The sequence below is a fragment of the Sodalis sp. RH19 genome (genome assembly GCF_047324215.1).
Taxonomy (GTDB): Bacteria; Pseudomonadota; Gammaproteobacteria; order Enterobacterales; family Enterobacteriaceae; genus Acerihabitans.
This window is the reverse complement of the sequence record NZ_CP178734.1, coordinates 2,901,236-2,923,934: the sequence shown is the minus strand read 5'-3', so window position 1 is coordinate 2,923,934 and position 22,699 is coordinate 2,901,236. Positions and strand designations below refer to the sequence as shown.

At 56.7% G+C, this 22,699-nt stretch carries 20 protein-coding genes; 13 read left to right on the top strand and 7 right to left on the bottom strand.

Going from position 1 to position 22,699, the window contains the following annotated elements:
• Positions 1-12 precede the first annotated feature (12 nt).
• Both moeB and moeA read right to left on the bottom strand, forming a co-directional pair.
• Complete coding sequence (gene moeB / locus ACL2XF_RS13245; RefSeq protein ID WP_410015954.1) at positions 13-777, bottom strand: molybdopterin-synthase adenylyltransferase MoeB; 765 nt, start codon at positions 775-777, stop codon at positions 13-15.
• A gap of 9 nt (positions 778-786) precedes the next feature.
• Positions 787-2,022 (bottom strand): molybdopterin molybdotransferase MoeA, encoded by a 1,236-nt coding sequence (gene moeA, locus ACL2XF_RS13240; protein WP_413727013.1) that lies wholly within the window; start codon positions 2,020-2,022, stop codon positions 787-789.
• A 366-nt stretch (positions 2,023-2,388) separates the two neighbouring features.
• Here moeA and ACL2XF_RS13235 point away from each other — a divergent pair, with 366 nt between their 5' ends.
• Genes ACL2XF_RS13235 through gsiD form a run of 5 tightly spaced genes read left to right on the top strand, consistent with a single transcriptional unit; the run spans position 2,389 to position 8,706 of the window.
• Entirely contained in the window at positions 2,389-3,342 is a 954-nt protein-coding gene (locus ACL2XF_RS13235; protein WP_413727012.1) for an isoaspartyl peptidase/L-asparaginase family protein, read from the top strand.
• Positions 3,343-3,353: 11 nt separating this feature from the next.
• The gene (locus tag ACL2XF_RS13230) at positions 3,354-5,291 is read left to right on the top strand and encodes a dipeptide ABC transporter ATP-binding protein (protein ID WP_413727011.1); all 1,938 of its coding nucleotides are present in this window, start codon (positions 3,354-3,356) and stop codon (positions 5,289-5,291) included.
• A gap of 28 nt (positions 5,292-5,319) precedes the next feature.
• The gene (gsiB, locus tag ACL2XF_RS13225) at positions 5,320-6,861 is read left to right on the top strand and encodes a glutathione ABC transporter substrate-binding protein GsiB (protein WP_413727010.1); all 1,542 of its coding nucleotides are present in this window, start codon (positions 5,320-5,322) and stop codon (positions 6,859-6,861) included.
• A 9-nt stretch (positions 6,862-6,870) separates the two neighbouring features.
• Positions 6,871-7,791: a glutathione ABC transporter permease GsiC gene (gene gsiC, locus ACL2XF_RS13220; RefSeq protein ID WP_410015949.1), complete on the top strand. Its 921-nt coding sequence runs from the start codon at positions 6,871-6,873 to the stop codon at positions 7,789-7,791.
• 9 nt (positions 7,792-7,800) lie between these two features.
• Positions 7,801-8,706, top strand: a complete 906-nt coding sequence (gsiD, locus tag ACL2XF_RS13215) for a glutathione ABC transporter permease GsiD (protein ID WP_410015948.1) — start codon at positions 7,801-7,803, stop codon at positions 8,704-8,706.
• A gap of 770 nt (positions 8,707-9,476) precedes the next feature.
• Here the strand turns inward: gsiD and ACL2XF_RS13210 are convergent.
• Positions 9,477-10,304, bottom strand: coding sequence for a 5'-nucleotidase, lipoprotein e(P4) family (locus tag ACL2XF_RS13210; protein ID WP_413727009.1), 828 nt, complete (start codon positions 10,302-10,304; stop codon positions 9,477-9,479).
• A gap of 286 nt (positions 10,305-10,590) precedes the next feature.
• Here ACL2XF_RS13210 and ACL2XF_RS13205 point away from each other — a divergent pair, with 286 nt between their 5' ends.
• Entirely contained in the window at positions 10,591-11,700 is a 1,110-nt protein-coding gene (locus tag ACL2XF_RS13205; protein WP_413727008.1) for a PQQ-dependent sugar dehydrogenase, read from the top strand.
• A 133-nt stretch (positions 11,701-11,833) separates the two neighbouring features.
• On the opposite strand, the gene ACL2XF_RS13200 is transcribed toward ACL2XF_RS13205, so the two are convergent.
• Positions 11,834-12,460 carry a glutathione S-transferase family protein gene (locus ACL2XF_RS13200; RefSeq protein ID WP_413727007.1) on the bottom strand — a complete coding sequence of 209 codons (627 nt, stop codon included), beginning with the start codon at positions 12,458-12,460 and terminating at the stop codon, positions 11,834-11,836.
• A 368-nt stretch (positions 12,461-12,828) separates the two neighbouring features.
• On the opposite strand from ACL2XF_RS13200, the gene ACL2XF_RS13195 reads away from it, so the two are divergent.
• From ACL2XF_RS13195 to ACL2XF_RS13180, 4 genes are all read left to right on the top strand, one after another.
• Positions 12,829-13,671, top strand: a complete 843-nt coding sequence (locus ACL2XF_RS13195; protein ID WP_410015944.1) for a MetQ/NlpA family ABC transporter substrate-binding protein — start codon at positions 12,829-12,831, stop codon at positions 13,669-13,671.
• A 72-nt stretch (positions 13,672-13,743) separates the two neighbouring features.
• Positions 13,744-14,760, top strand: coding sequence for a methionine ABC transporter ATP-binding protein (locus ACL2XF_RS13190; RefSeq protein WP_410015943.1), 1,017 nt, complete (start codon positions 13,744-13,746; stop codon positions 14,758-14,760).
• A complete protein-coding gene (locus ACL2XF_RS13185; protein ID WP_410015942.1) occupies positions 14,753-15,412 on the top strand; it encodes a methionine ABC transporter permease in 660 nt (219 codons plus the stop codon). The genes ACL2XF_RS13190 and ACL2XF_RS13185 overlap by 8 nt, the downstream gene beginning before the upstream one ends.
• 280 nt (positions 15,413-15,692) lie before the next feature.
• Complete coding sequence (locus ACL2XF_RS13180; protein WP_410015941.1) at positions 15,693-16,892, top strand: serine hydrolase; 1,200 nt, start codon at positions 15,693-15,695, stop codon at positions 16,890-16,892.
• Between the two features lie 54 nt (positions 16,893-16,946).
• Here the strand turns inward: ACL2XF_RS13180 and ACL2XF_RS13175 are convergent, their stop codons facing one another.
• On the bottom strand, positions 16,947-18,239 hold the full coding sequence (locus ACL2XF_RS13175; protein ID WP_410015940.1) for a serine/threonine transporter: 1,293 nt from the start codon (positions 18,237-18,239) through the stop codon (positions 16,947-16,949).
• Between the two features lie 1,229 nt (positions 18,240-19,468).
• Positions 19,469-19,690, bottom strand: coding sequence for a hypothetical protein (locus ACL2XF_RS13170; RefSeq protein WP_413727006.1), 222 nt, complete (start codon positions 19,688-19,690; stop codon positions 19,469-19,471).
• 61 nt (positions 19,691-19,751) lie between these two features.
• Here ACL2XF_RS13170 and ybjM point away from each other — a divergent pair, with 61 nt between their 5' ends.
• A complete protein-coding gene (gene ybjM / locus ACL2XF_RS13165; RefSeq protein WP_410015938.1) occupies positions 19,752-20,120 on the top strand; it encodes an inner membrane protein YbjM in 369 nt (122 codons plus the stop codon).
• Between the two features lie 72 nt (positions 20,121-20,192).
• Here the strand turns inward: ybjM and ACL2XF_RS13160 are convergent, their stop codons facing one another.
• On the bottom strand, positions 20,193-20,459 hold the full coding sequence (locus tag ACL2XF_RS13160) for a GrxA family glutaredoxin (protein WP_410015937.1): 267 nt from the start codon (positions 20,457-20,459) through the stop codon (positions 20,193-20,195).
• Positions 20,460-20,703: 244 nt separating this feature from the next.
• Here ACL2XF_RS13160 and rimK point away from each other — a divergent pair, with 244 nt between their 5' ends.
• Together rimK and ACL2XF_RS13150 are read left to right on the top strand one after the other, a co-directional pair.
• Positions 20,704-21,606, top strand: a complete 903-nt coding sequence (rimK, locus tag ACL2XF_RS13155) for a 30S ribosomal protein S6--L-glutamate ligase (RefSeq protein ID WP_410015936.1) — start codon at positions 20,704-20,706, stop codon at positions 21,604-21,606.
• Between the two features lie 269 nt (positions 21,607-21,875).
• The gene (locus tag ACL2XF_RS13150; protein WP_410015935.1) at positions 21,876-22,355 is read left to right on the top strand and encodes a YbjN domain-containing protein; all 480 of its coding nucleotides are present in this window, start codon (positions 21,876-21,878) and stop codon (positions 22,353-22,355) included.
• The last annotated feature ends 344 nt before the right edge of the window (positions 22,356-22,699 follow it).

Below are 22,699 nucleotides of genomic sequence, written 5' to 3'. Positions count from 1 at the left end.
GCGATTTCCCTCTCAGCCGGGCGACGCCGTCCCACACACGGCGCAATGCGGATCCCGCGGCAGCACCATCTCCCGAAACTGCAGCGTCATGGCGTCATACATGACCAGCCGGCCGGCCGGCGGCTTGCCGAACCCTGTCAGCAGCTTGATAGTCTCCATGGCCTGCAACGAGCCGATAATGCCCACCAACGGCGCCATCACGCCGGATTCCGCGCAGGTGAGGCTGCCTGCGCCGAACAATCGGCTCAGGCAGCGATAGCAGGGTTCGCCGGGCTGGTAGGTAAAGACGCTGATTTGCCCCTCCATACGGATCGCCGCACCGGACACCAGCGGCGTCTGGCGGGTAAAACACAGCCGGTTGAGCTGCTCGCGCGTCGTTACGTTATCGGTGCAATCCACCACGACGTCATGCTGCGCGATAAGCTCGGTCAGCGACTCGTCGTCCAGGGCGGCGTTGCGCGTGGCGATAGTGACATGGGGGTTAACCGACGCCAGGGCAAGGGCGGCGGAATCGACTTTAGCCATGCCGATGCGCCGATCGTCGTGCAGTATCTGGCGTTGCAGATTGGACAGCGCCACAATGTCGAAATCCAGCAGGGTGAGCCGTCCTATGCCCGCGGCAGTGAGATACAGCGCCGCGGCGCAGCCCAGCCCGCCCAGGCCCACCACCAGCGCACCCGCGTTTTTCAGCCGTTCCTGGCCGTCAAAATCAAAGCCGCGCAGCATGATTTGCCGGTTGTAGCGCAGCATTTCCGCATGAGTTAATTCGTCCGCCACGGTCCGGCCCTATGATAACAACAGATGATTAAAGGGTTCGATATCCACCCATTCGCCCACGGCCACGTCATCCTGCTCGGCCGGCAGCACGATAAAACAGTTGGCGGCGCTGAAGGAGCTGAAAACATGGGATCCCTGCGCGCCGGTGCTGGCGACCTCGATATCGCCGCGGGGCGTGGTATGGAACACGCCGCGCTGAAAATCCATCCGGCCGGGCGTTTTTTTAAGCCGCGTCAGCGTTCTGGCGCGCAGCCGGGCGGGTAACCGCCAGTGCGCCCGCCCGGCGAGCCTGGCTATCAGCGGCTGCACCAACTGGTAAAACGTCACCGCCGCCGACACCGGATTGCCCGGCAGGCCGCAGAACCAGGCGTGCTCCAGACGGCCGAAGGCAAAGGGTTTGCCGGGTTTCATCGCCAGTTTCCAGAAGCTGATTTCACCCAGTTCTTCAAGGATGGTTTTGGTATAGTCCGCTTCACCCACCGACACGCCGCCGCTGGTAATCACCAGGTCGGCCCGGCTGTCCGCCTGGCGGAATGCGTCGCGCAGGGCCTGGGCGTCATCGGCGATAATGCCCAGATCGATAACCTCGCAGCCCAGCTGGCGCAGCATCAGGCGTACGGCGAACCTATTGGTGTCGTGGATTTGCCCGGCGGCCAGGGGCGCCCCTATGGGCTGTAATTCGTCGCCGGTGGAAAACAGCGCCACCCGTGGCCGTCGCACCACGCTGATGTCCGCTATGCCCAGCGACGCCAGCAGCGGCAGCTCGCTCACCCCCAATGCGCGACCGGCGGACAGGACCTGGTCACCCAGGCGGATATCGTCGCCGATACGGCGAATATTCTGTCCCGGTTTTACCGGGGCGGTAAAACACACCCCATCGCCGGATAATTCGGCGTGCTCTTGCATTATTACCGCCTCCGTCCCGGGGGGAACGGGCGCGCCGGTCATGATGCGCACCACGCTCCCCGGCGGCCAATCGGCCGCGAAGGGCTTGCCGGCAAACGCTTTACCGGCTACCGGCAGCGGCGCGCCGGCGGCGATATCGGCCAGGCGCACCGCATACCCGTCCATGGCGGAATTATCAAACGGGGGAACGTTTACCGGGGAAATTACCGCGGTGGCGGTGATGCGCCCGGCGGCGTCGGTCAGCGCCAGCGTTTCGCGTCCGGCGAGCGGCCCGACCCGGGAAAGCATTTTTTCCAGCGCCTGTTCAAGCGTAAGCAGGGACGAATTCAAGGATGCCATATCAACTCCTGTAGCGTCGGCCGTTAATCCAGCGGCCGGAAGGGCAAGTATGCCGTGGCTTATTATGCCAGAAAACCTATGCCAAAAAATAAGGCGGGGAAGTAAATGCGCAAGGGATTGGCTTTGCCGCTTTTTCGCTAAGCTTAAGCGGCGATTTTACCTAACGAAAGGCCATTATTGTTGATGCCGTCAATAGTGACATTTCCGCTTTACACTGGCGGGCTGGGTTAATATAGTCAAAAATAATAACTAAATCGTTCTATGTCACATTTATTTAATTAACAACTAAAGATTGTCCGGGGCCTTCGCTGCTTCGCCAGCCGGACGCCCCGTCCCTTGACCACCGATTGCAGGGTACGTTATTTGATGAGCAAAGCAGTCATAGTTATCCATGGCGGCGCCGGCGCCATTGCGCGCCAGGCCATGAGCACCGAGAAAGAACAGCACTATCGCCAGGCGCTGGCCGGTATCGTCGAGCGCGGACAGGCTATCCTGGCGGCGGGCGGCGCCGCCCTCGACGCGGTGACCGAGGCTGTGCGCCTGCTTGAGGAGTGCCCTTTGTTCAACGCCGGCAAGGGCGCGGTGTTTACCCACCAGGGCGGTCATGAGCTCGATGCCAGCATTATGGACGGCCACACGCTTGCCGCCGGCGCCGTATGCGGCGTGACCCATATTCGTAATCCCATCCTCGCCGCCCGCGCGGTGATGGAGCACAGTGCGCATGTGATGTTTACCGGCGATGGCGCGGAAGCCTTTGCGTTTGCCCGCGGCCTGGAGCGGGTGGAACCGGAATTTTATTATACCGCCGAACGCTACGCCCAACTGCAGCGCGCCCTGGCCGATGACGCCGGCGCCATTCTCGATCATGATGCCCCGTCCGGCGGCGATCCCCTGGATCCGGACCGAAAATTCGGCACCGTGGGCGCGGTGGCCTGCGATAGTCTCGGCCATCTGGCGGCGGCCACCTCCACCGGAGGCATGACCAACAAACAGACCGGCCGGGTGGGGGACTCGCCGATTATCGGCGCCGGATGCTATGCCGATAACGCCACCGCCGCCATCTCCTGTACCGGCAGCGGTGAAGTGTTTATGCGCGGCGTGGCCGCTTATGACGTGAGCGCGCGCATGGCCTACGGCGGACTGTCGCTCCAGGAGGCCGCCGGGCGGGTGATTTTCGATAAGATCCTGGCCCTTGGCGGCTCCGGCGGGCTGATTGCGGTGGATGCCGCGGGCAACGTGGCGTTGCCATTCAATAGCGAAGGTATGTACCGCGGCGTCGGTTATGTCGGCGCTACGCCCGATATCGGCATCTACCGCTGATGGCCGATCCTATGGCAACAGGACGCCATCCGGTTCCGTCACCGGCGGCAGCGCCCGGTTTATCGGAGGAACAGGTATTGTCGGTGCGTGACCTGAGCGTGCATTTTTCCCATGAAGGCCAGCGCATCGAGGCGGTGCGGCGTATTTCATTTACCATCAACCGCGGCGAGACCCTGGCGATTGTCGGCGAGTCCGGCTCCGGAAAGTCGGTCACCGCCTTATCGATTATGCGGCTGGTGGAGCTGGGCGGCGGCCGGGTGGACAGCGGCGTCATGCTGTTTCGTCGCCGTGGCGGCGAGGTGCTTGATCTGGCCCGGGCCGGACAATCCACGTTGCGGGGCCTGCGCGGCGCCGATATGGCGATGATTTTCCAGGAGCCGATGACGTCGCTGAATCCGGTGTTTCCGGTGGGCGAGCAGATAGCCGAATCCATCCGCCTGCATCAGGGCAAAGACCATCGCAGCGCCCGGCAGGAGGCGCTGCACATGCTGGATTTGGTGCGCATTCCCAACGCCGCAAGCATGCTCGATCGCTATCCCCATCAACTCTCCGGCGGCATGCGCCAGCGGGTGATGATTGCCATGGCGCTGTCGTGCAAGCCGGCGCTGCTGATTGCCGATGAGCCCACCACCGCCCTGGATGTGACTATCCAGGCGCAAATCCTGCAGTTGATCCGCACCCTGCAGCGTGAAATGCAAATGGGGGTGATGTTTATCACCCATGATATGGGCGTGGTGGCCGAAATGGCCGACCGGGTGCTGGTGATGTATCAGGGCAATGATGTGGAGTCGGCCCCGGTCGACACGCTATTTGCCCACCCCCGTCACCGCTATACCCAGGCTTTGCTGGCGGCGGTGCCGAAGCTGGGTTCGATGGCCGATAGCGATTTCCCGGCGAAATTTCCGCTGCTCAACCCACAGGACGCCGCGCCTGCGGATATCGAGGCCGCGGCCAGGGCGCCGGATTCTCCCGCGCTAAGCGCGGCCAAGGGGCAAGATACCGTGCCGCCGCGCGCCGCGCCGATTTTGCAGGTCAAGGATTTGGTCACCGGTTTTGATATCCGCGGCGGTATTTTCAACCGTGTCCGGCGCCGGGTGCACGCGGTGGAAAAAGTCAGTTTCTCCCTGTATCCCGGCGAAACCCTGGCGCTGGTGGGCGAATCCGGCTGCGGAAAATCCACGACAGGCCGCTCGCTGCTGCGCCTGGTGGAGAGCCAGAGCGGCGATATTATTTTCAACGGCCAGTCGATTACCGCGCTCGCGGGACATGAATTGCAGCATCTGCGCCGCGATATCCAATTTATTTTCCAGGATCCGTACGCCTCGCTCGATCCCAGGCTCACCGTCGGTTATTCGATTATGGAACCGCTGCTGGTGCACGGCGTGGCGCAGGGCCAGGAAGCGCAACGGCGGGTGGAAACGTTATTGACGCGGGTAGGGCTGCTGCCCGAACATGCCCAGCGTTACCCCCACGAGTTTTCCGGCGGCCAGCGCCAGCGTATCTGTATCGCCAGGGCGCTGGCGCTTAATCCTAAGGTGGTGGTGGCCGATGAATCGGTCTCGGCGCTGGATGTCTCGATACAGGCGCAGATCATTAACCTGATGCTCGATTTGCAACGTGAATTCGGCATTGCCTTTTTGTTTATTTCCCACGATATGGCCGTGGTGGAGCGGGTCAGCCATCGGGTGGCGGTCATGTATCTGGGGCAAATCGTCGAGATCGGACCCCGTCGCCAGGTTTTCGCCAACCCGCAGCATCCTTATACCCGCAAATTAATGTCGGCGGTGCCTGTTCCCGATCCCACGCGCCGCCGGCCGGAACATGCTTTACTGGTAGATGAGATTCCCAGCCCCGTCAGGGCGCTGGGAGATGAACCAATCGTTGCGCCGTTGGTTAAGGTCGGGGAGGGGCACTATGTGGCCCGTCATCCGATCGGCGGCGCCTACTGACAGGGATATTCTTGGAGAGTGCAACCTTATGATAAAAAACACGGTTAAGCGTAATATGCTTATCGCCTCGGCGGTGATGGGCGCGTGGGTATCGGTACCGGCCTGGGCGGCCAAGGACGCGGTGATTGCGGTGGGTTCCAACTTTACCAGCCTGGACCCGTATGACGCCAATGATACCCTGTCGCAGGCGGTGGCCAAGTCGTTCTACCAGGGGCTGTTTGGCTTCGATAAGGATATGAAGCAGGTTAACGTATTGGCGGAAAGTTATCAGGCCAGCGCCGACGGCCTCACCTATACCATCAAGCTGCATAAAGGCGTGAAGTTCCAGGACGGCACTGATTTTAATGCCGAAGCGGTCAAGGTGAACCTGGATCGCGCCAGCAATCCGGACAACCATCTCAAGCGCTACAATCTGTTCAAAATGATCGACAAGACCGAGGTGGTCGACCCGTTAACGGTAAAAATCACGCTGAAAACGCCGTTCTCGCCGTTTATCAATAATTTGTCCCATCCGGCGGCGGCGATGATTTCCCCCGCGGCGCTGCAAAAATACGGCAAGGAAATCGGCTTTCATCCGGTGGGCACCGGCCCATACGAATTTGAGGTGTGGAACCAGACCGATTTTGTCAAAGTGAAGCGTTTTGACGGCTACTGGCAAAAAGACGCCGCCAAGCTCGACAGCATCACCTGGCGACCGGTGGTGGACAACAATACCCGCGCGGCGATGCTGCAAACCGGCGAAGCCAATTTTGCCTTCCCGGTCCCTTACGAACAGGCGGCCTTACTGGCAAAAAGCACGAAGCTGGATGTGGTGTCGGCGCCCTCCATCCTGCAGCGCTATATCAGCCTGAATGTAACGCAAAAGCCGTTTGACGACGTCAGGGTGCGCCAGGCCGTGAACTACGCCATTAATAAAGACGCGCTGATCAAAGTCGCCTATGCCGGTTATGCCGTGCCCGCCGAGGGGCCGCTGCCCGCAGGCATTGATTATGCGGTTAAATACAAACCCTGGCCCTACGATCCGGCCAAGGCGCGCGAACTGCTGAAGGAAGCCGGTTATCCGGACGGGTTCACCACCACTCTGTGGTCATCGCACAATACCAGCACCTTCCAGAAGGCGCTGCAGTTTACCCAGCAACAGCTGGCCCAGGTGGGGATTAAAACCACCGTTACCGCCATGGATGCCGGCCAGCGCGCGGCCCAGGTCGAGGCCAAAGGGGTGAACGAAACCGGCGTGCGCATGTTCTATACCGGCTGGTCCGCGTCCACCGGCGAGGCCGACTGGGCCCTGACGCCGCTGTTCGCCAGCACCTCCGCGCCGCCTGCCATCTTCAATACCGCCTTTTACAGTAATCCGCAGGTGGATAAAGATTTGACCGAGGCGCTGAAAACCACCGACCGCGCCGAGAAAACCCGGTTGTATAAAGACGCGCAGGATAAAATCTGGGCTGACGCACCCTGGGTATTCCTGCTGACGGAAAAAATGCTGTACGCGCGCAGCAAGAATCTGACCGGTTTTTATGTCATGCCGGACAGTTCATTTGATTTCACCCACGCTGATATGAAATAACCCGGCAGAATGCTGAATTATTTTATTAAGCGCTTATTGGGGCTGATCCCGACCCTGCTGATCGTCGCGGTGCTGGTGTTCCTGTTTGTCCACCTGCTGCCGGGCGATCCGGCCAGGCTGGCGGCGGGGCCGAACGCCGATGCCTCGGTGGTGGCGCTGGTGCGCCAGGATTTGGGGCTGGACCGGCCCTTGCCGGAGCAGTTTGTCCATTTTATCGCCAATGCCGTACGCGGCAATTTCGGCACCTCGCTGGTGTCGAAACGGCCGGTCAGCGCCGAGATAAGCTCGCGGTTTATGCCCACATTCTGGCTGACCGTCGCCAGTATGGCGTGGGCGGTGATTCTGGGCATGGCGCTGGGCATCGTTTCGGCGGTATGGCGTAACCGCTGGCCGGACCGCATCGGCATGACGCTTGCGGTCTCGGGGATTTCTTTTCCCGCCTTTGCGCTGGGCATGCTGCTGATGCAGGTATTTTCCGTCGGCCTGGGCTGGCTGCCCACCGTGGGCGCGGACACGCCGCGGCATTATATCCTGCCCGCCATTACTCTCGGCGCGGCGGTGGCATCCATCATGGCGCGCTTTACCCGCGCCTCTTTTGTCGAGGTGATGCAGGAAGACTATATGCGCACCGCCCGGGCCAAGGGCGTGGGCGAATTCTGGGTGGTGGTGAAACATGGTCTGCGCAACGCCATGATTCCGGTGGTGACCATGATGGGCCTGCAGTTTGGTTTTCTGCTGGGCGGTTCGATCGTGGTGGAGGCGGTATTTAACTGGCCCGGACTGGGACGTTTGCTGGTGGATTCGGTGGAGATGCGCGATTATCCGGTGATACAGGCCGAGGTACTGCTGTTTTCGCTGGAATTTATCATTATTAATTTACTGGTGGACATGTTATATGCGGCAATCAATCCGTCTATCCGGTATCAGTAAGGACCGGCGATGAAATTCTGGCGACGAAACGCCGCCCTGGCGGCGATGCCGGTGCTTAATCCTCATCGCGTGCGCACGCCGTGGAGCGAGTTCTGGCGGCGCTTTAAACAGCAGCCGCTGGCGCTGGCGGCCGGGATATTTGTGCTGCTGCTGATAATCAGCGCGTTATTGGCGCCCTGGCTGGCGCCGTTTGACGCGGAAAACTTTTTTGATTATGACCGGCTTAACGAAGGGCCGTCGGCCATGCACTGGCTGGGGGTGGATTCCCTGGGGCGCGATATTTTCAGCCGTATCCTGATGGGCACGCGCATTTCGCTGGCGGCGGGCTTTTTTTCCGTCTTGCTCGGCATGGTCATCGGCACGGTGATGGGCCTGGTGGCCGGGTTTTATGAAGGCTGGTGGGACCGGCTGATTATGCGGATCTGCGACGTGCTGTTTGCCTTTCCGGGTATTTTGCTGGCTATCGCCGTGGTGGCGATTATGGGCAGCGGCATGGCGAATGTGATTATCGCCGTGGCGATTTTCAGCATTCCGGCGTTTGCCAGGCTGGTGCGCGGCAATACGCTGGTGCTCAAGCACCAGACCTTTATTGAATCGGCGCGCAGTATCGGCGCGTCGGACCGCACCATCCTGCTGCGCCATATTCTGCCGGGGACGATGTCTTCCATCGTGGTGTATTTTACCATGCGTATCGGCACCTCGATTATCACCGCCGCCAGTTTGTCATTCTTGGGGCTGGGCGCGCAGCCGCCGATGCCTGAATGGGGGGCGATGCTGAATGAGGCGCGGGCGGATATGGTGACGGCGCCGCATATTGCCATTTTCCCGAGCCTGGCGATTTTTTTGACGGTGCTGGCGTTTAATTTGCTGGGGGATGGGTTGAGGGATGCGCTGGATCCGAAGTTAAAGAATTAAGGAGAAGGGTGCCCTGGCGGGGGCCGCGTGCGCTTTTTGGGCTTTTACTGGTGGCGCTGATGGGGTGGGTTTGCGAGGCGGAGGCTTCGTTTGCCGGAGTGGGGTTGTCAACGGGTGAGGTGGGGATTTCGCTTGCCGGAGTGGGATGTCTGCGGGTGAGGTGGGGATTTCGCTTGCCGGAGTGGGATGTCTGCGGGTGAGGTGGGGATTTCGCTTGCCGGCGTGGGGATGTCAACGGGTGAGGTGGGGATTTCGCTTGCCGGCGTGGGATGTCTGTGGGTGAGGTGGGGATTTCGCTTGCCGCGGGCGGCGGTGTTTTATGGTGCCCCGTGCGGACAAGCGACGAGGGGCCGGCAGTCGCCCCGGCCCCCTCGACCCCCGGGCTACCGGCAGATCGCACGCCGCTGCGCGGTGCCTTCCGTCCCGGCTCCCGCCCTGCGGCCCGCACGGCACGCGCTCCCGGCGCGGGCCTAAGCTCTCGCCGCATCCCTGCGGCTCGTCCGGTCGTGAACCGTGCCGTCAGCGTGCTTGATGCCGGTCCAACGTCAACGTCAAAATCAACGACCAAGTCAACGTCAAAATCAACGACCAAGTCAAAATCAAAATCAAAGTGAAGGTGAAGGTGAAGGTGAAGGTCAAAAGCAGGTGGCAATAGAAAATGGCACTATCTATAGCAAGAGCCAGTGCCAAAAATAAATGCCATTGGCAGAAGCGACAGTCAATGATAAAAGCAACTGCCACGGACCATTACCCGCAGTGCCAATCCTTCCCTATTTCCCATCCCAGGCATCGATTCTCTCCTCCCTGATCTTCACCTTGCCCTCATCATTCACCTTAAAGTAATCCTGCGCCATGCCCCCCTCCCAATCGCCATAGCTGGGATTGGGCAGCACAATATATTTGCGCCCGAATTCCTCCTGGTGACGGTTAACAAAATCCCGCCGTTGGGTATTCAGTTTATGATAGGTCTCGCCGCTGAAATCATTCAGGTTATCGCCGACATACACCACGATATCATAGCCCTGTTTTTCCACCGCCGCGAAACGCTCAACCTTATTGGAGCTGCCGCCGGTAGGTTTCAATAATACTGTTTGCGGGCTGACGTCGGCAAAACCCAACGCCTTGAGATTATCCACCGTGGCGGTGTAGTCAGCCTGCGCGCGGTTGGAGACATAAAAAATACGACCGCCGTGCTCCAGCACATAGTGGGAGAACTCCACCGCGCCCGGCAGCGCCTTGGCCTCGCGCGCCTGGTTCCATTTGCTCCAGGTAGCGTCGGTAAAGGGCTGGTGATGCTTGATCTGCCAGCCGGCGTAGGCGCTGTTATCGATCATGGTCTCATCCAGATCCACCACCACCGCCTTCTTCAGGCCGGGGCGGGCCTTGGCTTGGGTAAATGCCGTTTCGGCGGTATTAAAAGCCTGGTAGGACAGGGCGCTGATTTCGCCCGATTGCTGCATCCAGTTAACGGCAAATACCGTTTGTTCCGTGAGCTTTTGCTGTGCCGTCTCAGGCGCGGCGGCTTGCTGATGAGGAGCGCAGCCGCTTAGCAGCAGGCTGAGGGTCAAAGCGGCGAACCCGCATTTTACAGTATGCATTGTTTCTCCTTGTCGTATCCCGAAACTGTCTATAGCTCGACCCATCGAAGCGGGTAATTTCAGTGTTGTCTGGCAGGGGGTATCAATTTTCAAGATAACTTAGTTATTTATAAATTAATAACATGCATTTTATTAATTATGAAACTAAAAACATCGTGCGATTGGACACGGGAACCACGCGAGGGAATAACGGTAATGTCAGTAAGTGTAAATCCGGCGGTGATTTATCGCGCAACCGGCGGGTCATTTCTACGCTTAAGGGGAACGATAAAATGGAGAGAACACCATGCGTTGGATAACACCTCTGCTGCTGTTGGCCGGCCTGGCGTTTTTCAGCGGCCGGGTCATGGCGGCGGAACTTCAGGTCACCCAATTGCTCACGGGTATGGATCACCCCTGGTCCCTGGCATTTTTGCCGCGGGACGGCGGTATGTTGATTACCGAACGACCGGGACGGCTACGCTACTGGCAGCCCGGCCAGCCCCTTTCGGCCCCCATCGCCGGCATGCCAAAGGTCTACGCCCACGGCCAGGGCGGGCTGTTCGATGTGGTCCTGGCCCCGGATTTTGCACAGTCGCGGCGCATTTATCTTAGCTATGCCGAAGCGGGCAAAGACGACGCGGGGACGGCGGTAGGGTATGGCCGTTTATCGGAAAATAATCTGCAACTGACCGATTTTAAAGTGATTTTCCGCCAGCAGCCCAAACTGTCCAGCGGCGAGCATTTTGGCGGACGGCTGGTATTTGACCGGCAAGGATTTCTGTTTATCAGCCTGGGCGAAAATAATCGCCGCCCCACGGCGCAGGATATGACCAAACACCAGGGCAAAATCGTCCGTTTAACCGCCGATGGCGAAATACCGCCGGATAATCCTTTTGTCCACGACGATAATGCCCGTCCGGAAATCTGGTCCCTGGGGCATCGCAATCCGCAGGGAATGGCATTAAATCCCTGGACCGGCGTCATCTGGGAGAATGAACACGGCCCTCAGGGGGGCGATGAAGTGAATATCATCACCAAAGGCGCTAACTTTGGCTGGCCGATCGCCACTTACGGCATTAACTACTCGGGTTTGAAAATCCCCGAAGCGCAGGGCGGTGTGGTCGCGGGTACGGTGCAACCCGCCTGGTATTGGCAAAAATCGCCGGCGATAAGCGGTATGGCGTTCTATAACGCCGATCGATTTCCGCAGTGGAAGAACTCGCTGTTTATCGGCGCATTAAAACAACAGGCGTTAATCAGACTGACGCTAAAGGGAGACGTTGTGAAGTCTGAACAACGCTTGCTGGAAGACCGCCATGAGCGCATCCGCGATGTGCGCGTGGGACCCGACGGCTTCGTCTACGCGCTCACCGACGAGCGGGACGGTAAATTGCTCAGGCTTGGGCTGGAATAACCACCGGCCTGATAGCCGATGGCTGCGGTATTTGAACAGCGTAACGCACGCATGACGGGCAACGGCCGCCACGGGGATCGGGCGCTTCCGCCCGGGCCCGCATCGCGTCATCATGCCGGTCGGCAGGCCCGGGTTAGCTCAGCGGCAGCATGACCCGCGTCTTGAAGGCATGACGGGAAGAAATGGCGTCATACCAGGTTTGCAGATGGGTACGTGGTTTGCGCTCGATATCAAGCGTAAACCAGTTATACGCCAGGCATCCGATGGGAATGTCGCCGATGCCGAATTTTTCCCCGGAAAAATAGGGGTGTTTTTCCAGAGCGGTTTCAGCGATATCCAATAATTCCTCGCATCGTTTAATGCCGTTTTCTATCAATTGTTTATCACGCTTGGCCGGTGGCGTGCGGATAAGATTGATATACACCGGCTGTAACGCCGGCGACAGGCTGGATAACGTCCAGTCCATCCATTTTTCAGAGGCGGCGCGTACCGCCGCATCCGCTAATAGCCACTGGTCCTGGCCGAATTTTGCCGCCATATAGCGTACGATGGTATTGGATTCCCAGAGCACCAAATCGTTATCATCATCCTGCAGGCAGGGCACCAGGCCGTTGGGATTTAACGTCAGGAACAGCGGATCCTTGTTTTTACCGTATTCGCCGCCAGCCGGTATTACGTTGAACGCCAGTTCAAGTTCCGCGGCGCACCACAGTACTTTTTTCACGTTCACTGAATTCTCACGACCCCAGATTGTCAACATTGCGCCTTCTCCGTTATATTTTTCTAAATAGTTGGGCAATCTTCAGCGTGGCCTAACAGGGGGTTATGCCGTAAAAAAACCGGTTTACCTGCTCCGCCTTTTATCGCCGTATTAAGCCTGATTTTAGCGCATAAAAAGAAAATGAGCTTTTCCCGGACATATCTTCATGGTTTAACCGGTCTTCATAAATTATAACCTGTAAACTATTGCGCTAATTGATAATTATCTAAACATGCATCTTTAAACGATATTTTGTTTCAAAAAAAAATAGCGCGGCAAGAATCCGCGATGTCCGCTTGAGAATTATGCTTTAATCATGGGTTTTACGGCCATTGGCCGGGTCCATTCATTTAGGGAAAGGTATCGTTATGACAGTGATAAAAATCGTGCGCGCGGTTTTATCCGTAGGGCTGTTTGCCCTGGGGTTGCAATTGGCCCAGGCGAACAGCGATCCAAAAACCATTGTCTTCGGCGTCGCGCCGGGTCCTTATGGGGATATGGTGAAGCAGGCCATCAAGCCTGAGCTGGTAAATAAAGGCTATACGGTGGAGGTGCGGGAGTTCAGCGACTACGTGCAGCCGAATATGGCATTGGCCAACGGCAGTATTGACGCCAATCTTTTCCAGCATACGCTGTATCTGGAAAAGTTTGCCGCCGACAAAAACCTGAAGGTGAGTAAACTTATCACCGTGCCCACCGCCAGCATGGGTTTCTATTCGCATAAAATCACCGCTATCCGCGAGCTCAAGAAGGGCGATATCATCACGCTATCAAATGATCCCACCAACCTGGCGCGCGGCCTGCGTTTTCTGGAAAAACTGGGTCTGATTAAAATCAAGGCGGATATCGACCCCACTAAAGCCTCCGAACGCGATATCGCCCTGAATCCGCGCGGCCTGGTATTCAAGCCGCTGGAGGCCGCCCAGTTGCCGCGCACCCTTGACAGCGCCAGCGGCGCGCTGGTCAACGGCAACTTTGCCATTGCCGCGGGCCTGAAGATGTCATCGGCCCTGGCGCTGGAAACGCTGGATGAAAATCTGAAAAATGTCATTGCGGTACGCACCGACGATTTGGATAAACCTTTTGTCAAAGACATCAAGGCCGCGGTGGAATCGCCGGCGTATGCTGCGGTGATTAACCAACCCGGCTCGATGTTCAGCCAATTCCAGAAACCCGAATGGATGCAGGCCGCCCCCCAGGTTAAACCCTGACCAAGCCCCTGCCGGCACTCTTGTCCGGCAGGCGGTTTTCCGCTTTGGATGTGATTTTGGAGTATGCGGATAATGATTCAGTTAGACCATATCAGCGTGGATTTCCCACAGGGAAAGCAACCGGGCGCCCGTGCGGTGGACGACGTCAGCCTGCGGATTAAACGCGGTGAAATCTACGGTATCGTCGGCGCCAGCGGGGCGGGCAAAAGCACGCTGCTGCGCACCATCAACCTGCTCCAGCGACCAAGCGCCGGCGAGGTTATCGTTAACGACGTCCGGGTCAGCGCGCTTTCCGGCGGCGCGTTGCGCCGGCAACGGCAAAAAATCGGCATGATTTTCCAGCATTTTAACCTGATGCATACGCGCACGGTGGCGGCGAACGTCGCCTTCAGCCTGCGGGCGGCCGGCAAATCCTCCGGTGATATCGCCCGGCGGGTACCGGAAATCCTGGCGCTGGTGGGCCTGGCCGATAAGGCGGCGGCCTTCCCGGCACAGCTTAGCGGCGGGCAAAAACAGCGGGTCGGCATCGCGCGCGCCATCGCTAACCAGCCTGAGGTGTTGCTGTGTGACGAGCCGACCTCGGCGCTGGATCTGGAAACATCGGCATCAATACTGACGCTGCTTAAGGAAATCAATGTCCGCCTCGGCATTACCATTGTATTGATTTCCCATGAAATGACGGTCATCAAGACCATCTGCGACCGCGTGGCGGTGATGACCGGGGGGAAAGTGGTGGAGGAAGGGGCGGTTTTTGACATTTTCGCCACGCCCCGGCACGAATTTACCCGGCAACTGGTTTCGCATACCTTTAATCTTGAGCTGCCGCCCCGCTTAATGCAGGATTTACGCGGTACCCTGTTGAAAATATTGTTTGTCGGCGCCTCCGCCGAGCAGCCGGTGCTGTCGGATGTCGCCACGCGTTTCGGCGTGTCGGTGAATATCCTGCACGGAAAAATTGAGTATATCGGCTACCGCGCGTTGGGCGTGCTGGTGGCGCTGTTAACCCATCCCACCAGGTCGGAACAGGTTGCCCTGGCGGTCGCCTATATCCAGGAAAATACCGCGCGCGTGGAGGTGCTGCATGGCTGATTTATGGCTCGATCTTTTTGCCGCGTTTGGCGAAACCTTCCAGATGGTAGGGATCGCCACGCTGTTTGCCATTATCGGCGGCCTGCCGCTGGGCTTTCTCATCTATGTCACCGACCGCCATCTGTTCTGGCAAAACCGCGCCCTCTATCTTAGCGGCACGGTGCTGGTAAATATCATCCGTTCGATACCCTTTGTCATCCTGCTGGTGCTGCTGCTGCCGTTAACGCAATTGTTGCTGGGCAACACCATCGGGCCCATCGCCGCGGCCGTGCCGTTATCCGTGGCGGCCATCGCGTTTTATGCCCGTCTGGTGGATGGCGCGCTGCGCGAAGTGGATCCCGGCATTGTCGAGGCTGCCGAAGCCTTTGGCGCCAGCCCGATGCGCATCATCTGCACGGTGTTATTACCGGAGGCGCTGGCGGGTCTATTACGAGGGTTGACCATCACCCTGGTCAGCCTTATCGGCTATTCCGCCATGGCGGGGATTGTCGGCGGCGGCGGGGTGGGCGATCTGGCCATCCGTTTTGGTTATTACCGCTACGAAACCAACGTCATGATAATTACCGTGGTGGCGCTGGTTATTTTAGTCCAGATAGTCCAGGTGTTGGGCGACGCCCTGGCACAACGCGCCGACCGGCGCAGTAAACGCTAAACCGCCGCCCGCCGTCAGGCGGCGGTAAGATAAAAAAATGTAAAAAGAGCTGAAAATTGATCGCCGTTGCGGCAAAGTTGAACTGTTTCGCATAGACTTGATGTGTTTGCACGGCTGACAAACCAGCACACAAATTTAAAACGGGTATGATGATCAGGAACATCGCTGTGTTTATGGTTTTGCCCATCATCCCAAGGTATGGCTTTGTCATCAAACTCTGTTGGGATCTCTACCGTGAGTAACGCGGTTACCATTGTTGAAGGGATACTCTGGCCACGCCATGAAGAATGACATTTTTCCACAAAAAAAAACCACCCTGACCCTGGGCGCACTGCTGGTGCTGGCCCTCATCCCCGCAGCCCGGGCCGATACGCCGCCCGCCGCGCCGGAAGTAAACGCCAAGGCGTTTATCCTGATGGATTATCAAAGCGGCAAAGTGCTGGCGGAGTCAAATGCCGATCTGCGTCTCGACCCCGCCAGCCTGACAAAAATCATGTCCAGCTATGTGATTGGGCAGTCCCTGAAGGCCAAAAAAATCACGGAGCAGGATAAAGTCACCATCGGCAAGGATGCCTGGGCCACGGGTAACCCGGTACTGCGCGGATCGTCGCTGATGTTCCTGAAGCCCGGAGAGCAGGTCTCCGTGGCGGATCTGAACAACGGGGTGGTGATCCAGTCGGGCAACGATGCCAGTATCGCCCTCGCGGATTATGTCGCCGGCAGTCAGGATGCGTTTGTCAGCCTGATGAACAAATATGTCGACGTCATGGGATTGAAAAATACCCATTTCCTCACCGTGCATGGCCTGGATGCCGAAGGGCAATACAGCACCGCGCGGGATATGGCGATCATCAGCCAGGCGCTGATTCGGGATGTCCCGGACGAATATGCCCTGCATAAACAAAAAGAATTCACCTATAACAAGATTAAACAACTCAACCGCAACCGGCTGTTATGGAACAGCAATCTCACCGTGGACGGCATCAAGACCGGTTATACCGATGGCGCGGGCCATAACCTGGTGGCGTCGGCTATCACCCCTGGCGGCATGCGGCTGATTTCGGTGGTGCTGGGCGCGCCCACCGACGGGGTGCGTTTTCGCGAGAGCGAAAAAATCCTCACCTGGGGCTTCAATTTTTATGAAACGCTGACGCTGATTCCCGCCGGCAAACCCTTTACCCGCCAGCGGGTCTGGTTCGGCGATCGCAGTGAGGTGGACTTGGGCGTGGCGCAGGATGCGTCTGTTACCTTGCCTAAAGGCCAGATGAAAAACCTGAAGGCGTCATTTACCCTGGCGTCTCCTCATCTTGAGGCGCCGCTGGCTCGCCACCAGGTGGTAGGAACCATTGATTTTCAACTGGACGGCAAGGTTGTCGAACAACGCCCGCTTGTGGTGCTCGATGAAGTGCAGAAAGGCGGCTTTTTCCGCAACATCTGGGATTGGATCCTACAGACCATACACGGCTGGTTTGGCAAATAGGCCGTCTCGTCTTCCGTTATTATGATGCCTCCCAGCGGGAGGCATTATCCCACCTTATTCCAGCAGCTTATACAGAATCGCCGACAGCGCGATAAAGCCTATGGCCCAAACAAAATAATTGCTGGCCGCGCCGCGATAGCGGGCCATGGCCGGCACCTTGGCTATGGCATACATGGGCAGCAGAAAAAGCAGCATGGCGATAATCGGGCCGCCCAGCATTTCAATAATACCCAGGATGCTGGGGTTGATGGTCGCCACCAGCCAGGTCGACGCCAGCATAAACAGCCCCGTCAGCCGGTGCAGTGTAACCTCATGGACGGTTCTGCCCGGCTTGCGCAGCGCCTTATCCAGCAGGCTGATAAAGCCCTCGCTGGCGCCGAGGTAATGGCCGAGGAAGGATTTGGTTATCGCGACAAACGCCACGACCGGCGCCAAAAAACCGATAAAGGGATTGTTGAAGTGATTGGCCAGGAAGGACAGGATGGAGATATTTTGCGTTTTGGCGTGCGCCAGGTCCTGGGGCGAGAGGCTAAGGACGCAGCTGAAAACGAAAAACATCACCGTCAGCACCATCAGGATGTTGCTGTATAATAAAATGCGCGAGCATTTTTGCTCGGCGTTATCGCCGTATTCCTTTTTTTTCGACATGGCGAAGGCGGAAATGATGGGTGAATGGTTAAACGAGAATACCAGCACCGGCACCGCCAGCCACAGGGTATGCCATAACCCGCCGTTTCCTGTGCCGCGAAGCGGCAGGGCGGTATGGAAAATGTCGGTGCTCCAGTGGGGCATCAGGAACGCGCCCAGGAACAATAGCACCGCGACAAAGGGAAATACCAGCATACTCATGACCTTGACGATAATCTCTTTACCCAGGCGGATGACGGTCATCAGGCCCATGATCAAGATCAACGACAGCAGCGCGCGCGGCGGCGCGGTAAGGTGCAATTGATGGGTAATAAAACTGTCGACGGTATTGGTGATGGCGACGCCGTAGACCAGCAGAATGGGGTAAATGGCAAAAAAATAAAGCAGGGTAATCACCTGGCCCGCCCGGGCGCCGAAGTGTTGCTCAATCACGTCGGTAATATCCCGGCACGCGCCGTCGCCCGACAACACCAGGCGGCATAAAGCGCGATGGGCGAAAAAGGTCATGGGGAACGCAATCAGCGCCATGATGATCAGCGGCACCAGGCCCCCGATACCCGCATTGATGGGCAAAAACAGCACCCCGGCGCCGATAGCCGTGCCATAAAGCCCCATCATCCAGACAGCATCCGTTTTGCTCCAGGATGCCGACGCGGTCCGATGGGCCAGTGTTTCCGTGGTGGCTTGAGTTGTATCCATTATATCTCCAAAAAACAAAGCGGAACGAATAATATATAAACTGCAAAGGCTTATTACGTAGCCGCTTTTATTGCAATAGCAGTTACGAAAAACAGTAAGAGCGAGTCATCAGGTAAATAATATTGGGCGGTGAGATCAGATGGACATAATATAGAATTTGTTCGGGATATTCATGCGCTATGTTGATTTTTTTGATCTAAGTCGATTATTTAATGGTGCAGTACGGGTTAGGTTAATGCGTAATAATAATAACTCCTGCTATAATATTTGTAATGGTTCATTAACGTTAAAGTTAACTAACGCTTTAATATAATGATATTTTTTGACATCGGCGGCATTTTTTTCGACCTGCCGCCGTCATGAGATTAATGCCTGCCCAATAGCCTGCACCCCTATAACGCTATTATGCGGCCAAGCACCTAATGTCGGCATTTATTATTGCTGTTATTATGAATTATCTTTTAATTAATTTACTGTAATTGAATTAGTCATTTTTCGTGGAATAATAGGGGATAATACGGCCCCGGCCCAACGACCAGACTAAAAAATCGCTGTCCGGCCTGCAGGTGGCGGCGTCAGCGCAGGGGCGCAGGTTTTAGCGGGGAAACCGCCGCTCGATGCGCCAGGCAACCGTTATGAGCGGGGGAATGGCGGACAATAAAAAACCCGAAAGTCTTGAACCTAATAGGCGGGACGATCGGGCTCCTCAATTTGGGGACATCAAAGAAAAGCAGTGGCACATATTCAGACTGCGGCCATAAGCGAAAGTTCTGCGTTAGATCAAAAAAATCTCATTTCCGACCGGCGCCATGAGCGCCGGGCTTATGCGTCGGCGCCCGCGCCGTACGGCAGCAGCCGGCAACGCGTACGGCCGGCGCGGCGCGACACGTGCGGCCGGTGGCTGCTTTTTATGTAAAAAAATTAATGTAAGAGGGCGACGTGTCATCATAAGAAAAAACTGAAATTTTCATTTTATTGCGACGCCGCCATGGTTAGAAAGGGTCTGATGGTGGCAAAAAGCGTTTCAGCGCCGCGCCCTGGGCAAAAAAAGAAATTATTTTATTTACCGTAAAAAAGTCAGTCTAATGACAAGGTTGGAAGCGTATCATCGGTATTATATGTCCATCGGGGTGTGATTGTTCTCTCACAATGAATAACAAAATTTCATTCTTGCGTAACAAATCGGCCACTTTAATAAGCATGGACCATAACTTTATTGTTACCAGCAACTATTTGATAATTATGAGATTATCAAGTATATTCATTAGAATAAAATCTGAGAATACACCATTATTGCCGCCAAGGAAGCGTCCCGGGATTTGACGGTTACCGGACGTTTGCCTTTGGCGTTGTTTTTCCCTCGTCGCCGGGAAAATATACGCCATTTTATCGCGGTAAACATTTTTCTGCCGATGACCGGCGGCCGGGATGAATTGGGCGGCATTCATCATCGGGAAACCGCGTTTTTTTTCTATGGCGTTTTGATCACAGCGTGAATTATGGGAGGCAAAAATGGCGCTCTACCGGCATTGGGCTGGAACCATAAGCAGTGCTGTACTGTTCGGCGTAATCTTTGCCAGCCAGGTCAGCGGCTTCGAAGTGATGAAGACCGGGGATCACGGCGCGGCATTTGGCCTGCTGCTGTTTTTACTGCCCGGCATCGTCGGCAGCCTGCTGTTGCATGAGAATAAAATCATCAATCCGATCGTGGGCGCCCTGATCGCTTCGCCTTTTTGCCTGCTGCTGTTTTACCTCGGACATGGTTTATCCATCAGCCTGTGGTATCAGCTTGCCTACATGTTAAGCGCGGTATTCTGGTGCGCCTGCGGCGCGCTGGGGTGTTACTTTGCCGGCGTGATATACAAAGGGGCGGCGCATTGACGGCGGCGTAAAAGAATAAAGCCAGCCCGGGCTGGCTTCCATCGCAGTGATGCAGTAATAAAGCAGTGCGGATTATTGCTGGTAAAGGCTGAGGTTTTCTTTCGCGTAAGCTTCAAAATCAGTGCAGCCGCCGATATGAACCTGATCGACGAAGATTTGCGGCACGGTTTCCACGGGTTTGCCGACGGTTTTCGACAGGTCGGCCTTGGATATGCCTTCCGCATGGATATCGACATAACGGAAAGAGAAGTCATCCCGTTCAGCGGTCAGTTTTTCAGCCAGCTCTTTAGCGCGCACACAATAAGGACAGCCCGGACGTCCAAAAATGACAGCAAACATATACACTCCTTAACGCATAAAAGAAAAAACGAAACGAATCTTTGCACTCGGTTATGCTTTTCGCTGTCAGCTACTATGCCTGTGACCTGCGTCAAAAAAAAGCAGAAAATACCTTTTAGTCCAATGCATCCCGCCTATCTGTTTCATACGCGTGCAAACCGTCTTGGGACGCTAAACTTTTCTCGACCCGCGCCCGCGGGCGGATTATTATGAGCCGGTCCACTATGATCAATCTGGGTAAACCGTGAAAATAGCCATTTTATCCCGGGACGGCACCCTGTTTTCCTGCAGGCGACTGCGGGAAGCGGCCGAATTCCGACGTCATAGCGTGGATATCATCGATCCGCTCTCCTGCTATATGAACATCAATTGCGACGCGCCTGCCATTCATTACCGCGGCAATCGCCTGGCGCATTACGATGCGGTTATCCCGCGTATCGGCACCGCCATCACCTTTTACGGCACCGCGGTCTTGCGCCAGTTTGAAATGCTGGGCAGCTATGCGCTGAACGGTTCTTCGGCCATTACCCGCGCCAGGGATAAACTGCATTCCCTTCAACTGCTGGCAAAAGAGGGCATCGATCTGCCGGTGACGGGCTTTGCCGATTCCCCGGACGATACCGGCGATCTGATTGCCATGGTGGGCGGGGCGCCCCTGGTGGTGAAGCTGGTGGAAGGCACTCAGGGCATCGGCGTGGTGCTGGCTGAAACATCCCAGGCCGCCAAGAGTGTTATCGACGCCTTTCGCGGCTTGAAGGCTCAGTTTCTGGTGCAGGAATATATTCAGGAGGCGAAAGGCTGCGATATCCGGTGCCTGGTGGTGGGCAACCGGGTGGTGGCGGCTATCGAACGCCAGGCCGAAGCGGGAGATTTCCGCTCCAATCTTCATCGGGGCGGTTCGGCCCGCAAAATTGTCATTACCCCCCGGGAGAGGGCGGTGGCCATCAAGGCGGTTAGCACTTTGGGGCTTGATGTGGCCGGCGTCGATATCCTGCGGGCGCGGCGCGGGCCCTTGGTGATGGAGGTCAATGCCTCGCCGGGCCTGGAAGGGGTGGAAACCGCCACCGGCACCGATATTGCCGGAATGATGATTGAATACATCGAACAGCACGGCCAGAAAATGTTAAAACCGGGCAATACCTTGTAAATCCACCGTACCCGCGGCAAAAAGGGCATTTTCAGATTTTGTCCCGGGGGGCGGACATTGGTCTGACCTATGGTGATTAATGAGAAAGCTATCTATTAAAAATCAATATGATGTTGTTTGCCGCGCAATAGCGCGCCGCGCGCCGCTACGCCCGGATAACCGGCCGGGCCGACTGTTAAAATAATTTCCTGCGTTTGTCCATGGCACCTTTGACGATTATTCCGTAAGCTATGCCCCGTTTCGCATTTTTCATTTAGAGGTTGGCCTTCATGGATTCACTTGTTGTCCCGGATCTGGACATCCTTAGACGCTGGCTGGAAAAGCTCAGCCTGACGTTTTTCGAGTGTGACTCCTGCCAGGCGTTGCATCTGCCGCATATGCAAAATTTTGACGGCATCTTCGATGCCAAAGTTGATTTGGTCGATAACGTCATTTTATTTTCCGCCCTGGCGGAGGTGCGTCCCACCGCGCTGATAGCGCTGGTGGGGGATTTAAGTCAGATAAATGCCAGTTCGCTGACGGTGAAGGCCTTTATCGATATTCAGGACGATAACTTGCCCAAGCTGGTGGCGTGCCAGGCGTTAAGCATTGAGGTGGGCGTGACCTTTGGTCAGTTTAAACATTTTATGCAGCAGTCCGAAGAACAGATTTCCATGCTGATTCTGGAAGCGCGTGCCAATGATTTGCTGTTTATTGACGGCGAAGAACAGCCCGCCGACGCCAAAAATACCCTTCCGGTTATCCATTGATCTGCCGCCTGCCGCAGGCGGCGTGCCCTCCCGGTACCTTCCCATCATTTATGCTGTCGTTGCGCCCGCGCGAGCGCAGATACTTTGTCATTTATGCGTCCAATACCAGATTTGTTCACTAATTAGTGAATAATTAATCGATTAAAGCCATTTTTTTTGCGGATCGCTGGCGTCGCAGTGGCGCTGCGGTTATGCTTGCGATGCTGCGCGTGATCCGTCGGACAACCGTTTTCATAACGTTATCTCCCCGCGCGCGTCCGCGGGGGATCGGCTATTCACGGTGCCGCCAACAGCCGCTGCGCTTATTTAAGCACTGTATACCGGCGACGTTATACAGAAATATC

Bases quoted from the DNA above. Each gene is read 5' to 3' on its own strand.
- moeA (WP_413727013.1), bottom strand. From the start codon at position 2,022: ATGGCATCCTTGAATTCGTCCCTGCTTACGCTTGAACAGGCGCTGGAA.
- ACL2XF_RS13235 (WP_413727012.1), top strand. From the start codon at position 2,389: ATGAGCAAAGCAGTCATAGTTATCCATGGCGGCGCCGGCGCCATTGCG.
- ACL2XF_RS13230 (WP_413727011.1), top strand. From the start codon at position 3,354: ATGGCAACAGGACGCCATCCGGTTCCGTCACCGGCGGCAGCGCCCGGT.
- gsiB (WP_413727010.1), top strand. From the start codon at position 5,320: ATGATAAAAAACACGGTTAAGCGTAATATGCTTATCGCCTCGGCGGTG.
- gsiC (WP_410015949.1), top strand. From the start codon at position 6,871: ATGCTGAATTATTTTATTAAGCGCTTATTGGGGCTGATCCCGACCCTG.
- gsiD (WP_410015948.1), top strand. From the start codon at position 7,801: ATGAAATTCTGGCGACGAAACGCCGCCCTGGCGGCGATGCCGGTGCTT.
- ACL2XF_RS13210 (WP_413727009.1), bottom strand. From the start codon at position 10,304: ATGCATACTGTAAAATGCGGGTTCGCCGCTTTGACCCTCAGCCTGCTG.
- ACL2XF_RS13205 (WP_413727008.1), top strand. From the start codon at position 10,591: ATGCGTTGGATAACACCTCTGCTGCTGTTGGCCGGCCTGGCGTTTTTC.
- ACL2XF_RS13200 (WP_413727007.1), bottom strand. From the start codon at position 12,460: ATGTTGACAATCTGGGGTCGTGAGAATTCAGTGAACGTGAAAAAAGTA.
- ACL2XF_RS13195 (WP_410015944.1), top strand. From the start codon at position 12,829: ATGACAGTGATAAAAATCGTGCGCGCGGTTTTATCCGTAGGGCTGTTT.
- ACL2XF_RS13190 (WP_410015943.1), top strand. From the start codon at position 13,744: ATGATTCAGTTAGACCATATCAGCGTGGATTTCCCACAGGGAAAGCAA.
- ACL2XF_RS13185 (WP_410015942.1), top strand. From the start codon at position 14,753: ATGGCTGATTTATGGCTCGATCTTTTTGCCGCGTTTGGCGAAACCTTC.
- ACL2XF_RS13180 (WP_410015941.1), top strand. From the start codon at position 15,693: ATGAAGAATGACATTTTTCCACAAAAAAAAACCACCCTGACCCTGGGC.
- ACL2XF_RS13175 (WP_410015940.1), bottom strand. From the start codon at position 18,239: ATGGATACAACTCAAGCCACCACGGAAACACTGGCCCATCGGACCGCG.
- ACL2XF_RS13170 (WP_413727006.1), bottom strand. From the start codon at position 19,690: ATGATGAATGCCGCCCAATTCATCCCGGCCGCCGGTCATCGGCAGAAA.
- ybjM (WP_410015938.1), top strand. From the start codon at position 19,752: ATGGCGCTCTACCGGCATTGGGCTGGAACCATAAGCAGTGCTGTACTG.
- ACL2XF_RS13160 (WP_410015937.1), bottom strand. From the start codon at position 20,459: ATGTTTGCTGTCATTTTTGGACGTCCGGGCTGTCCTTATTGTGTGCGC.
- ACL2XF_RS13150 (WP_410015935.1), top strand. From the start codon at position 21,876: ATGGATTCACTTGTTGTCCCGGATCTGGACATCCTTAGACGCTGGCTG.